The 13,031-nt window shown below is 72.5% G+C and carries 10 protein-coding genes and 1 tRNA gene; 7 read left to right on the top strand and 4 right to left on the bottom strand.

Annotated features, from left to right (window positions below):
- Positions 1-4: 4 nt before the first annotated feature.
- The 3 genes from B1H50_RS06095 (at position 5) to B1H50_RS06085 (ending at position 2,775) form a co-directional block, all read left to right on the top strand.
- Positions 5-1,084: a methionine ABC transporter ATP-binding protein gene (locus B1H50_RS06095; protein WP_080462886.1), complete on the top strand. Its 1,080-nt coding sequence runs from the start codon at positions 5-7 to the stop codon at positions 1,082-1,084.
- Complete coding sequence (locus B1H50_RS06090) at positions 1,081-1,812, top strand: methionine ABC transporter permease (protein WP_229657810.1); 732 nt, start codon at positions 1,081-1,083, stop codon at positions 1,810-1,812. Before B1H50_RS06095 ends, B1H50_RS06090 begins: the two co-directional genes overlap by 4 nt.
- Positions 1,813-1,914: 102 nt before the next feature.
- Positions 1,915-2,775 (top strand): MetQ/NlpA family ABC transporter substrate-binding protein, encoded by an 861-nt coding sequence (locus B1H50_RS06085; RefSeq protein ID WP_229657809.1) that lies wholly within the window; start codon positions 1,915-1,917, stop codon positions 2,773-2,775.
- Between the two features lie 344 nt (positions 2,776-3,119).
- Here B1H50_RS06085 and upp read toward each other — a convergent pair whose 3' ends face one another.
- Positions 3,120-3,758 carry a uracil phosphoribosyltransferase gene (gene upp / locus B1H50_RS06080; RefSeq protein ID WP_080462885.1) on the bottom strand — a complete coding sequence of 213 codons (639 nt, stop codon included), beginning with the start codon at positions 3,756-3,758 and terminating at the stop codon, positions 3,120-3,122.
- 52 nt (positions 3,759-3,810) lie between these two features.
- A complete protein-coding gene (gene betT / locus B1H50_RS06075) occupies positions 3,811-5,997 on the bottom strand; it encodes a choline BCCT transporter BetT (protein ID WP_080462884.1) in 2,187 nt (728 codons plus the stop codon).
- Positions 5,998-6,307: 310 nt separating this feature from the next.
- On the opposite strand from betT, the gene B1H50_RS06070 reads away from it, so the two are divergent.
- The 3 genes from B1H50_RS06070 (at position 6,308) to B1H50_RS09740 (ending at position 7,713) form a co-directional block, all read left to right on the top strand.
- Positions 6,308-6,739, top strand: coding sequence for a nucleoside deaminase (locus tag B1H50_RS06070; protein ID WP_080462927.1), 432 nt, complete (start codon positions 6,308-6,310; stop codon positions 6,737-6,739).
- A gap of 136 nt (positions 6,740-6,875) precedes the next feature.
- Positions 6,876-7,460: a DapH/DapD/GlmU-related protein gene (locus B1H50_RS06065; protein ID WP_095532498.1), complete on the top strand. Its 585-nt coding sequence runs from the start codon at positions 6,876-6,878 to the stop codon at positions 7,458-7,460.
- Positions 7,461-7,624: 164 nt separating this feature from the next.
- Positions 7,625-7,713, top strand: a tRNA-Ser gene (locus B1H50_RS09740).
- A gap of 118 nt (positions 7,714-7,831) precedes the next feature.
- Here B1H50_RS09740 and B1H50_RS06060 read toward each other — a convergent pair.
- A complete protein-coding gene (locus tag B1H50_RS06060; RefSeq protein WP_080462883.1) occupies positions 7,832-8,773 on the bottom strand; it encodes a fructosamine kinase family protein in 942 nt (313 codons plus the stop codon).
- 132 nt (positions 8,774-8,905) lie between these two features.
- Complete coding sequence (locus B1H50_RS06055) at positions 8,906-11,917, bottom strand: ATP-dependent RNA helicase (protein WP_080462882.1); 3,012 nt, start codon at positions 11,915-11,917, stop codon at positions 8,906-8,908.
- A gap of 240 nt (positions 11,918-12,157) precedes the next feature.
- Here B1H50_RS06055 and B1H50_RS06050 point away from each other — a divergent pair, with 240 nt between their 5' ends.
- Positions 12,158-13,009, top strand: coding sequence for a nucleoside phosphorylase-I family protein (locus B1H50_RS06050; protein WP_080462881.1), 852 nt, complete (start codon positions 12,158-12,160; stop codon positions 13,007-13,009).
- The last annotated feature ends 22 nt before the right edge of the window (positions 13,010-13,031 follow it).

The following is a 13,031-nucleotide window of genomic DNA, read 5'->3' as shown; positions in this document are numbered from 1 at the left end:
ACTCATGAGCGATCCGAACCCGGGTACCGAGCCGATCAAGGCTGGCGCCGTCGGCGCTGACGCGCTCGCCGACGCCGGATCGGCGGAGGGCTCGATGATCTCCCTGCGCGACGTCGTCAAGGTCTACACCCTGCGCGACGGCACGCAGGTCCGCGCCCTCGACGGTCTCACCCTCAATGTGCCCGCGGGCTCGATCCATGGGATCGTGGGGACCTCCGGCGCCGGCAAATCCACGCTCATCCGCTGCCTGACCGCCCTCGAGCCCGTCACCCACGGCGAGGTGCGCGTCGCCGGCCAGGACATGACCGCCCTGCGGCCCCGCGAGCTGCGCGAGGCCCGCCGCAGGATCGGCATGGTCTTCCAGCACGCCAACCTGCTCGACTCGCGCACGACGGCGCAGAACATCGCTTACCCGCTCGCCCTGGCCGGCGTTGCCAAGGGGGAGCGCCACGAGACGGTCGCCCAGATGCTCGACCTCGTGGGCCTCGCCGATCGCGGCGGCTCCTACCCCAGCCAGCTCTCCGGTGGCCAGAAGCAGCGCGTCGGTATCGCCCGTGCGCTGGCGGATCAGCCCGCCGTGCTCCTGTGCGACGAGCCCACCAGCGCTCTCGATCCCGAGACCACCCGCTCGATCCTCGACCTCATCAAGGATGTGCGCGACCGCCTCGGCGTCACCGTCGTCATCATCACCCACGAGATGAGCGTCGTGCGCCAGGTCTGCGACTCCGTGAGCCTCCTGGAGGCCGGCCGCATCGTGGAGTCCGGGCCGATCGAGGAGGTCGTCTCCGACGTCGACTCGCGCCTGTCCCACGAGCTCGTGCCCGTCCCCGCGATCCCGGATGGCTCGCCGGCCGAGGGCGACGCCGTCATCGACGTCGCGCTCACCGCCCACCCGGGCCAGCCGGCAGCCGCGCACGTGCTCGCCATCGCCTCCGAGCACGGCGCGGACGTGGTCGGGGGAGTCTTTGAGACCCTGGGGCGGGCCCAGGTCGGCCGCCTCGCCCTGACCGTCCCCGCCGAGAGGGCCCCCGGCGTCGTCGACGCCCTGGCCGCCGTCGGCGCCACTGCGGAGGTGCGCTCATGATCGCCCTGAAAGCCGCTGCCCACCTGGAGCCCCTCGGCGTCCTGCCCACGGGCGCGCGGGACAGGAGATGGCTGGACAACCCCGCCATCACGGACAAGCTCTGGCCCGCCACCGTGGAGACCTTCGAGATGACCCTCATCTCCGGGGCACTTGCGGTGCTGCTCGGCCTCCTGCTGGGGCTGGCCCTGGTGACCACGGGCAAGCGCGGTCAGCACTCCAACCGCGTCGTCTACGAGGTCCTCTCCCAGGTCGTCAACATCGGCCGCTCGCTGCCCTTCATCATCCTCATGGTGGCGATCCTGCCGCTGACCCGCATCATCGCCGGTTCCTCGCTCGGCTGGCAGGCGGCCTGCGTCCCCCTGACCGTGGGGGCCATCCCCTTCTACGCGCGCCTGGTGGAGACCGCCGTCAACAACGTGGAGGCCGGGAAGGTCGAGGCGGCCCTCATGATGGGCGCCTCCGGCAATCAGATCACCTGGGGCGTGCTCGTGCGCGAGGCCCTGCCCACCCTCATCCAGTCGGCCACGGTCACGCTCATCACGCTGCTGGGCTACTCGGCGATGGCGGGCGCCGTCGGTGGCGGCGGGCTGGGCGACCTGGCCGTGCAGTACGGCTTCCAGCGCAACCAGATCGACGTCATGATCGTCACCGTCGTCCTCATCGTCCTCATCGTCGGCATCATCCAGCTCGCGGGCGACATGCTCAGCCGGCTGGTGGACCACCGCTGAGGCCCCGCCAGTCGGCACCGAGCGCTTTGACGACGGCGCGCATCGCTGGAACACGATCGAACCCGCCCCAGCACCACAGCCCCTCCATCGAAAGGAAACCCCATGATCACGCTCCTGCCCTCCCCGATCTCCCGGCGCGCCTTCGCCACCGGTGCCCTGACCACCGCCGTCGCCGCCACCCTGGCCGCCTGCGGCTCAGACTCCGGCAACCAGCTCAAGGGCGCGAAGAAGGACGGTGACACCGTCGTCATCTCCATCGGGGCCACCCCTCAGCCCCACGTCACGATGCTCACCTATATCAAGGACAACCTCCTGTCCGGCACCGGCATCGACCTGGACATCAAGGAGATCAACGACTACACGACGCCGAACATCAGCCTCAACGACGGCTCCATCGCCGCCAACTTCTTCCAGACGCCCAACTACCTCAAGCAGCAGATCGAGGAGCACGGCTACGACTTCGTGTCCATCGCGGACGTTCACGTGGAGCCCATGGGCATCTACTCCAAGAAGGCCACCACGATCGAGGAGATCCCCGAGGGCGGGCAGATCGTCCTCAACAACGACCCGGCCAACACCGCCCGCGGCTTCAAGCTGCTCGAGGCCGCAGGCCTCCTCACCCTCGACCCCGCCGCCAAGCTTCCCACCGACTCCGATGTGACTGACAACCCGCACAACTTCACCTTCACGACGGTCGACGGCGCCCAGGTCGCCAATACGATGCAGGACGCCGCCGCCGTGGTCCTCAATGGGAACTACGCCCTCGACGCTGGGCTCACGCCCGCTGTCGACGCCCTGAAGCTCGAGTCCGTCGACGCCGCCCCGGCGAACCAGCTCGTGGTGCGCTCGGAGGACAAGGACAACGCGTCCCTCAAGAAGCTCGCCGAGATCATGAACTCCGCGGGCTTCAAGTCCTACATCGAGAGCACCTGGGCCGACGGCTCCGTTCGCCCGGCCTTCTGATCGCCTTGCCCGGGTCCTCGGCCTCACCGGGTCCGCGGTTCCCCGGCCCCGGCCTTCACTGACTGGTCCGGTCGCGCGCTCGCGCGACCGGACCAGTCAGTTCGCTGTGGAAGTGCTCTGGTCACTGCCCCAGGGGCGGCGACCATCGTGCATGGCCACGAGAATAGCAACCGAACCGTGATGATCCGGCGATGGCCTCCCCGACATGGCCGTTGCGGGGTGTGAGGCTGCGGATGCCAAGGCGGGTATCACCGTCGCCGCGATCCGTTCACGGGATCGGCGAATGGGGCGACGAGCCCACTATCAGAGGTGCGATGTGCGGATCCGCGCCCTGTCCGGTGGTTTCAATCCACGATGCCGTAGAGGCGGTCCCCGGCGTCGCCCAGGCCCGGCACGATGTAGCCCAGCTCGTTGAGGCGGTCATCCACCGCGGCCGTCACCACCGTGACATTCGCGCGGTCCCCGATGGTCTCCTCCAGGTATGTCAGGCCCTCCGGCGCCGCCAGCAGGCACAGAGCCGTCACATCCCGCGCGCCCCGGTCCAGCAGGTAGTTCGTGGCGTCCGTGAGTGTGTGGCCGGTGGCGAGCATCGGGTCGACGATGAAGCACTGGCGCCCCGAGAGATCATCCGGCAGGCGGTTGGCGTAGGTGTCCACCTCCAGGGTCTGCTCATCGCGCTTCATCCCCAGGAACCCCACCTCGGCCGTGGGCAGGAGGCGCGTCATGCCCTCCAGCATTCCCAGGCCCGCCCGAAGGATCGGCACGACGATCGGCCGCGGCGCCGCGATCCGGTGGCACTGCGCCATTGCCACCGGTGTGGCGATCTCCACCGGCTCGGTGCGCACATGGCGCGTCGCCTCATAGGCCAGCAGAGTGACGAGCTCGTCCACGAGCTGGCGGAACACCGCCGAGTTCGTCGTCCGGTCCCGCAGGACCGCCAGCTTGTGATCGATGAGGGGGTGGTCGACGTCGATGAGATGCATGGGATCAGCCTACGGCGCTCGGGGCGCCGGCGCGGCTGCTGCGGGGCCCGGTTCAGGCGTTGCCCAGATAGTCCAGCCAGCTCTCGTAGTGGTCCAGCACGTCGTGGGCCACCTGGTCCGCGGTCCAATTCATGACGTCGTAGCCCTGGCCGCCGCCGCGCGGGCGCACTTCCAGTCGCACCGTGAGGTCATCCGCCTCATGGACGACGACGCCGAAGGCCGCCACCGGGGCCTGCACCATCCGAACCACGTAGCGGAAGGAGTCGAGCCCGCTGGAGCGCTCGACCGCGGGCGCCACTGTTCCACCCTCCGCCGCGCCCTCGGAGGTCGGGGTCACGGCCAGCTCGGCGGCATTCTCGCCATAGCCGGCCTCGGGCCCCGCTGTGACCAGGAGGGTGGCGCGGCCCAGGAAGTTGCGCTCGTCGTCGGGGTCCTGCGCCTCCGGACCCTCCACGTACACCTCGGCTACCAGGTCCTCCTTGCGCAGCTCAGCGGCCACCGCCTCCAGGGCCGGCACGATCCTGGTGCCCAGGGCGCGCTGGGCCTGGGCGGGGGAGACCGACTCGAAGGTGTGCGACAGCCGATCCCGCCACGAGATGCGCTTGAGGCCCGCGGCCGTGCCCGTCAGGCCCAGCGCGCGGTTCCGGAAGACGTGCGAGCGGGCATCGCGGTGGCTCGCCTCCGTGTACAGCGCCTTCCACAGCCCGTACATGACCAGCAGTAGAACAGCGCTGAAGGGCAGCGCCATGACGATCGTCGCCTGCTGGAGGATCGGGATGCCGCCCGCCAGCAGCATGGCGATCGTCAGCACGCCCACGAGTACCGCCCAGAAGATCCGCAGCCACGGCCGGGCGTCGCCCTCATCCCCGGTGTGCGTGCGCGTGGACAGATTCGCCATCACCAGGGCGCCCGAGTCCGCCGAGGTCACGTAGAACAGGATCCCGATGAACAGCGAGAGCGCCACCAGGGCGGGGCCCCCGGGAAGGGCCTTGAGCAGCGCGTAGAAGCCCTGCTCCGGGGCGGAGGCCGTGAGCTCGGTGAAGGCCCGGTCGCCGCCCCGCACAATGGACAGGGCGTGATTGCCGAAGATCGACACCCACATGATGACGTAGGTCAGCGGCAGCGCCAGCGAGCCGAGCACGAACTGGCGGATCGTGCGGCCGCGCGAGATGCGCGCCAGGAACACCCCCACGAAGGCGGCCCACGTGATCCACCACGCCCAGAAGAACAGGGTCCAGCCGTTGAGCCACTCGGCGGGGCGGTTCCAGGCGTAGGTCTCCAGGGTCAGGCCCGGGAACGAGGTGACATAGTCGCCGATCGAGCCCACCAGCGCATCCAGCAGGAATGCCGTGTCCCCCGTGATCAGCACCCACAGCGCCAGGGCGATCGCCAGTAGGACGTTGATGTTCGAGAGCATGCGCACCCCCCGGTCCACTCCCGAGACCGCCGACGCCGTCGCCATGAGGACTGACAGCGCCACGAGCCCGATCTGGGCCGCTGTGCCCTGCGGGATGCCGAACAGGATCGTCAGCGCGACATTCAGCTGGACGATCCCCACACCGAGGGAGGCCGCGATCCCGATCGCACCGCCGATGAGTGCGGCCGCGTCCACGACGTCGCCGAGGATCCCATCCGTGCGGTGGCCCAGGATCGGGCGCAGCGTGGCGCGAACCGCGAGCGGCTGGCGGCGCCGGTAGGCGAAGTAGGCCAGTGACATCCCCAACAGGGAGTACAGGCCCCAGCCCGACACCCCGTAGTGGAGGAGGGTCAGGACGATCGCGTTGCGAGCGGCCTCCTCGGTCTCGGGAGCCCCCGTGGGCGGCGCGAGGTACTGGGAGACGGGCTCGGCGACGGCGAAGAACATGATCCCCGTGCCCACGCCCGCCGCGAAGAGCATCGCCGCCCAGGAGAACGTGGAGAACTCCGGGGTGGAGTTGGAGGGCCCCAGCCGCGTGGTGCCGTAGCGCGACAGCGCCAGGAAGACGACGAACACGAGGACCGCCGTGATCTCCAGGATGTAGAACGAGCCGAACCAGCGCGACGCCCAGGCGACGGCGGTGTCGAAGATGCCCTGGATGGTGCGCGGGACGAGGATCGCCGTGAGAGCGAGGGCGCCGATGACTCCTCCCGAGATCACGAACACAGTGGTGTTGAGGCTCTTGTCAGGGGCCCCTTCGGAGTCGTTGGCCCCGGGGGAGTCCTGGGGTGCGAGAGGGGGCCGATCCGTCTGAGTGCTCACTTGCTGTCTCCTTCTCCCCGAGTCCCAAAGGCGTCACGTCTGTAGGTCATTCACCCTCCCGATGCTGGGAGGATCCTGGGAATGGCAGATCGGAGCGATGACGGTCCGAGGTGGCGGCGATGGGAGCACCGCCGTCGAGGGGGCGGGGCGGCGCGGGCAGCGCGAGCGGCGATCGCGCGCCGGCGGGTCCTGCGGCTTGTGGGAGGCTTGGGGCGTGACCGATCCATCCTCGCCCACGCCCCGCGCTCTCGCCGGGGCCGCTTCGGGCACCCGGTGCCCGGCGCTCCTGGAGGAGCGCTACGGCGCCGCGATGGACCGCGCACTCGCCCTGGCGGAGGGGGCCGCGCGGGCCGGGGAGGTGCCCGTGGGCGCCGTCGTCCTGGATGCCGGCGGCGAGGTCCTCGCCGGGGCGGCCAACGCCCGCCGGACCGAGTGCGACCCGACCGCCCACGCCGAGATCCGGGCCCTGCGCGCTGCCGGGAAGGTACTGGGCGACTCCCACCTGGACGGCTGCTCGCTGGTTGTGACGTTGGAGCCCTGCACCATGTGCGCCGGTGCGATCCAACTGGCGAGGCTCGCCCGCGTGGTGCTGGCCGCCTGGGAGTCGCGCACCGGGGCCTGCGGCTCGATCCGCGACGTGCTGCGCGACCCCCGGGCGAACCATCGGGTAGAGGTCGTCGCCGGGCTGCGTGCCGAGGCCTCTGCCGCCCTCCTCCAGGACTTCTTCGCCCCCCGCCGCTGAACCTCTCTCATTTCGTCGAGACCGGTCGAAAACAGCATCGAAACCGGGCGGTTCTCCACAGGCGGGCGCGTAGCATTAGCGTGTGCGCCCTGGTGGATAAGGGCAGGGCGGTCGGCGAGCGGCAGAGGAGAGTTCAATGAGCGGCGAGATGACCCTCCAGGCCTTCCTGGACCATGTCGACGCCGGCAGGCCGGTGTGCCCTGGAACTCCCGAGGGCGCCTTCCAGGGCGCCTTCGCCATCGAGACGCAGCGCCTCACGGCCGAGCTCAACTCCGTTTTCCACGATCCCGACGGGATCCGCGATCTGCTGTCCCGGATCGCCCACCGCCCGGTGCCCGAAACACTGCGGCTCTTCCCGCCCTTCACCACCGACTTCGGCGCCAACACCCACTTCGGCGACGACGTGTTCATCAACTCCGGGTGCCGCTTCCAGGATCAGGGCGGCATTTGGATCGGCGATCGCTGCTTCATCGGGCACGACGTCGTCATGGCGACCCTCGATCACGGCCTCGCCGTCGTCGACCGCGCCACCACCTACCCCGCCCCCATCCGGCTCGGAGACGATGTCTGGGTCGGCGCCAAGGCCGTCATCACCAAGGGCGTGACCGTGGGTGACGGGTCGGTCGTCGCCGCGGGCGCCGTCGTCACGCGGGATGTGCCCGCGGGCGTCATCGTCGGCGGAGTCCCCGCTGTGGTTCTGCGCGAGATCCCGGCCTCCTGAGGCCGCCCGCCGCCCATCGAGACCGGTCGAAAATAGGAGCGAGACCGGTCCGCCGACCGGTCTCGCTCCTATTTTCGACCGGTCTCGCGCAGGGGAGGGTGAGGGAGGTCGCAGGGGCGGTCGGTTGGGCCGGAAGCTCACGTGCGTGTACCCTCGACGCCTGAGGTAGCGTGTCCGAGCGGCCGAAGGTGCAGATCTCGAAAGTCTGTGTGGTTCATAGCCACCCTGGGTTCGAATCCCAGCGCTACCGCCAGTAAGTGAGGGCTCCGATCCGCGTGATCGGGGCCCTCATTCGTGGCTCGTCGGGCGCTTTGCGCTGGTCGTGCTCCGCACCCAGTGGTGCCGTCTGCGCCCAGAGCGGCGCCAGCGGCTCACACGTACTGGCGCGCCTGGTTGACCGCCTCCATCCCGTAGCCGCCGCCGAAGAGGAACACGTGGATCATGAGCATGTGCAGGCGGTGCAGTCCCACCCGCTCGCGCCACCCGGCGGCCAGCGGTGAGACCTCGTTGTAGGCCCCGATGATCCGCGTGAGATGCGACTGCCCGAACATCCCCAGCGCTGCCAGATCTGTCTCCGCGTGCGCGCCCTGCGCCATCGGGTCGATGAGGACGCCGACATCGCCCGGCAGGCCGCCGCTCGAACCCGAGCCGGCTGCCGCCGCTCGCGCCGTGCCCCCGGTCAGCCGCGGCCCGAGCCCCGTGCCCGACGGCGCCCAGTCGGTCTCCCCGACCGGCACCCACAGCACGTTGCCGCACCACAGGTCCCCATGCGTGCGGGAGACCGCGCGCGCCTGCCCCCGCGCCGCTGCCCCCGCCTCGACGAGCGCCGGCTGCGGGGAGTCGAAGACGCCGTCGGCAAGCCGCGAGCAGACCCTGTCCAGCACCCGCGCGCCCCTCTCGCTCAGCGCTCCGGAGTCCCGGCAGTCGGCGATGTAGGCGCCAATGCGGTCCTCGGCGTAGAAGGCTCCCCACGGTCGGCTGATGACCGCCGGATCGGAGGAATCATGGGGACGCAGCCGGATGCGCGAGCGCCCCATTTGCCCGATGCCGTCCCATCCCGGGGGAGATGCCCCGAAGAACGGGGCGCCCGCTGCGTGGGTGACCGCCAAGGCGCGGCCGAAGGCCTCCGCGGCCTCGGCCGTGGTGCCCCCGTGGCTGAGCCGCGGCTCCTCGATCCATCCCTCGCCCTGCGTCACCGGGACGACGTGCGCGCCGCCGTCGGGCATCGCCTCGGCGAGCCAGTTCAGGCCCTGCGCCTCCACCGCCGTGGAGACCGGCCCCTCATCAACCTTGCGGAACACGCTCGCGCTCATGGGGCCAGCCTGGCACGCCCGGGCACCGACGCGCAGCAGGCCGGCGCGAGGCGGGCAGTCCCCGCTCAAGCCCCGGCGCCGCGCCCTGCGGGCTGCGAGCGCGGCGGAGTCGCGAGTCGGGGCGCTCCGTCCTCAGGCCCGGGAGCGGCGCCGCCCCGTCCCTCGAGTCGCCGGGGCGGACCACGGGTCCTCCGGCCAGGCGTGCTTCGGGTAGCGTCCGCGCAGCTCGGCGCGCACCTGGGGGTACCCCTGGGCCCAGAAGGAGGCGAGGTCGTCCGTCACCGCGACGGGCCTGCGCGCCGGGGAGAGCAGGTGGATGAGCACCGGGACCCGCCCACCCGCCACGCGCGGCGTGCTCGCCCAGCCGAAGCACTCCTGCACCCGCACCGCCAGCACCGGGCGGGGCAGTGACTCGCCGTCGTCGCCCGTATAGGCCAGACGGACATGCGAGCCGGACGGCACCTCCAGGCGCTCCGGGGCGAGCTCATCGAGCCGCGCCGCCTCGGGCCACGGAAGGAGCGACCGCAGCGCGGCCAGCGTGTCCAGTCTCCGCAGAACGAAGCGCCCGCCGCCCGCCATGAGCGCCTGGACGGCCGGTCCCAGCCACGTCTCGGCAGCGTCCACCAGCGATTCGTCGTCCATCGCCGGCCAGGGCTCGCCGATCTCGGTGCTCAGCAGCGCCAGGCGGCCGCGCAGTTCACGCGCCCCGTCGCTCCAGGGCAGGATTCCCAGGCCCTCCTCCCGTACTGCCCGGGCGACGGCGCTCGCGGCCTCGTCCGGGCTCGGCGGCGGGCCGGGAGCGGTGGCCAGGACGATCGCACCGAGGCAGCGGGCGCGCTCCGTGCGCAGGCGGCCATCAGCCCACATGGTCCGGGCCTCCTCGCTGAGCCGATCCGCGGCGACGGCGAGGGCCACCTCCTCGTCAAGAGGGGCCGCCGCCCGGATGAGGGCATCGCCGCAGCCCGGGGAGCGGTCGACGTCGGCCACCGCCAGCCAGCGCGAGGAGGCGAGTGGGGAATCCGCCGGCAGACGCAGGCCCGTGCCACCCACGCTCGCGTAGGCGACCTCCGCCCGCGCCCGCCCGGGGATGGGGCCGACGGGACGCGAAGAGCCACCGGGCGCGGCCTGACCGGTCGAGCCCGCTGGACCGGCTGAGCCCGTCGAGTCGCGGCGACGCGCGATCCACTCGGGGTGGGCCAGCGCCGCCACCAGCGCAACCGATTCCTCGGCGCCGCCCAGTCCGCCCAGTCCGCTGAGCCTGTCGAGGCCGCCAAGAGCCCGGGCGCCGTCGGTCCCCGGAGTGCTCAGGGCACTGAAGTGGCCCGGGGCGCGCAGCGCCTCCTGGGCGCCCGCCGCCGCGCCCGAGCCCCTCGCGGCCCCCGCGTCGGCGAGCGCGCGCATGACCGATCGCTCAAGACGCGCGGCCTCCTGGCTCCACTGCCCGGCGTTCCGCGCGCCCGTCCGGCGCTCGCGGACCGACCTCGCCAGCGCCGTCAGATCCGCTCCCGGCGCCCGCAGGTCAGAGGTGAGGAGCGCCGCGGCGCGAGCGGCTGGCCGAGCCCCGATCATGCCCGCCGCCACGAGAAGAGCCCGAGCCTGACGCGCCGGCGCCGGGATCGCCGCGACAGCCCGGCCCAGCGGGGTGATCGCGCCCATGCCCGGTGCCCGGCCTCCATCGGTGTCGATGTGGTCGTCTCCCACGTCGCCGCCCCTCCCACTGGGCTCAAGCAGCCCGAGTGAGACCAGTGCCTCCTCGGCGGCCCGCATCGCCGCCTCCGGCGGTGGATCGATCCAGGCCGGCGAGTGCAGCCCCACCCCGCCGGGGGCGCCCCAGGCCGCCAGCTCCAGGGCGAGCCCGGTGAGGTCGGCGGACAGGATCTCCGGGGTGGGGGAGGCCGCTGCGCGCGCCCAGTCCGAGGCCGTGCAGCACCGGTAGACCGCGCCCGGCCTCTCGCGGCCGGCGCGTCCCGCCCGCTGAGCCCCCGCCGACCGCGACTCTCCCACCGTGGTCAGCCAGCTCATCGAGCGGGCGACGTCGAGGCGCGGCTCGCGCGCGAGCGTCGAGTCGACGACGATCCGCACCCCCGGCACGGTCAGCGAGGACTCGGCGACATTCGTCGACACGATCACCCGACGCCGCCCCGGCGGGCTCGGTGCCAGTGCCGCGTCCTGCGCCGCCGCGGGAAGCCGCCCGTGCAACGGCAGCACATCCGCTCCTCCCGCGCTGCCCCCGGCCCCCGGCGGGCTCTGGCGCAGGCGGGTGACGACGTCGTCGACCTCCCGCGCGCCGGGGAGGAAGACGAGAACATCGCCGTCGTGCTCCGCCAGCGCCCGCACCGTGGTCGCGGCGATATGCGCGAGAAAGTCCCTCGGCACCCCGCGCGGGCCCAGCCGCGCCGTGGTCGTGGGCGGCGGCGCCCAGTGCTCGGTGATGGGGTGGAGCGCGCCGGGCACATCGAGCAGCGGGGCGAGCGCTCCGGCCTCCCCCACTCCGCCGCCGGCGCTCTCGATGCCCGTGCCCCCAGTCGCCCCGCCGAGCAGCTCGCGCAGACGACCCGCGTCCAGCGTCGCCGACATCGCGATGAGGGTGAGGTCCTCACGCAGCCCCGCGCGCGTATCGAGCAGCAGTGCGAGGAGGAGATCGGCGTCGAGCGCCCGCTCATGGACCTCGTCGAGGATGACGGCGCCCACGCCCGGCAGGTCCGGCTCGGTCTGGAGGCGGCGCAGGAGGAGGCCCGCCGTGACGACCTCGATGCGGGTGTCCGGCCCGGTGCGGCGCTCTCCGCGCACCGCGTAGCCGACGGTTCCTCCGGCCTCCTCGCCCAGCAGGTCGGCCAGGCGCCGCGCGGCGGCCCTGGCGGCCACGCGGCGAGGCTGGGTGACGATGACGCGCCCGACGGCCCCGCCCTCCCCGGCCTCGAAGAGCGCCCGCGCCACGAGCGGCGGCACGAGCGTGGTCTTGCCCGTTCCGGGAGGGGCCGTGACGACGAGGGCCGGCGCCCCGCCGTCGGGAGCGGGGGAGGCCAGCATGGAGCGCAGCCGCGACAACCCGGCGACGACGGGGAGGGCGGGCGGCGAGGCCAGGAGCGCCTCGAGGGCGGCCTGCCCGGGTGCGCCCGGACTCGTGCGATCGGCCGGTGTCATGGGGGCATTGTCCCCCAGGGCGCCCCGCGGACTCGGCCGCAGCCTCGCGCCGCTCCGCGCGCTCGCCTGCCCCGCCAGTCGGTCAACTCGATCGAGAAGGGGAAATACGATCCCTCCCTGCCGCCGGCTTTGATCAGCGGTCCGCCCGGCGGCACGGCGGCGACGGGTCTCATAGGGTCCTGACAGCGTGAACGGGTAGGCTGGACCCGGAGCACTCGGAGACAACTGGAGGGAGACCCCGTGGCAACGTCCCCCGCCGCCGGAACATGGGACGAGGACCCCGCAGGCGCCTCCATCGTTCTCGCCACGGGCCGTGCCCGCCACGACCTGCTCGTCATCGCCGAGCCCGCGCTCCTGACCGACCTCGACGACGCCTGGGGGCGCCCGTCCTCCCGCGTCCGCCTCTCCTTCCTCCCCGGTGTCTCCGCGCCCGGCTCCTCGGGTCAGGAGGACTCCCTCATGTCCTACGACCGCGGGGGTCTCGGCGTGCTCGTCGCCCGCGGCCGCACCTGCCTGTTCGAGGGCCGCGCCGCCCGCCGCACCACCGCCTTCGCCCGCATCGCCGCGGGCGCCGGCGTTCGCGCCGCCCTCCTCGTCGGCCGCGCCTCCTCACTGGGATCCCAGCAGCTCGGGGACCTCCTCGCCATGGGCGACCACCTCAACCTCTCCGGCACCCCTCTCTTCCCCGCCACCGGCCCCGTCGAGGCCACCTGGGATGAGCCCCTCACGGAGGTCGTCGCCGGTGTCGACGGCGTCAGCGGCAGCGCCGTCGCCGCACTCGTCCCCGGGCCGGTGCGCCCCGGCCGCGCCGAGGCCGCGGTCCTCGGGGGGCTCGGCGCCGACGTCGTTGTCATGGATACGGTCGCCGAGGCCATGGCCCTGGCGGTGCGGGGGGTCAAGGTAGCGGGCCTGCTCTACGTCGATTCGATCGCGGGCGCGCCCCCGCGCCCGGGCTCGGGCCGTCGTAGCGCCGCCCGGGCGGCGGGCCGCCGCGCCGCCGTCACCCCGCCGGTCGGGATGCCCGTGGCTCACAGGCCCGCGCCGGTCGTGATCTGCGACGTCATCGAGGCCGCTCTGGCCACTCTGGGCTGATCCGCGGGCTTAGCGCAGGGGG

Origin of the sequence: Actinomyces gaoshouyii (genome assembly GCF_002072175.1) — a bacterium.
Classification (GTDB): domain Bacteria; phylum Actinomycetota; class Actinomycetes; order Actinomycetales; family Actinomycetaceae; genus Actinomyces; species Actinomyces gaoshouyii.
This window is presented reverse-complemented; position numbering and strand designations above follow the sequence as displayed.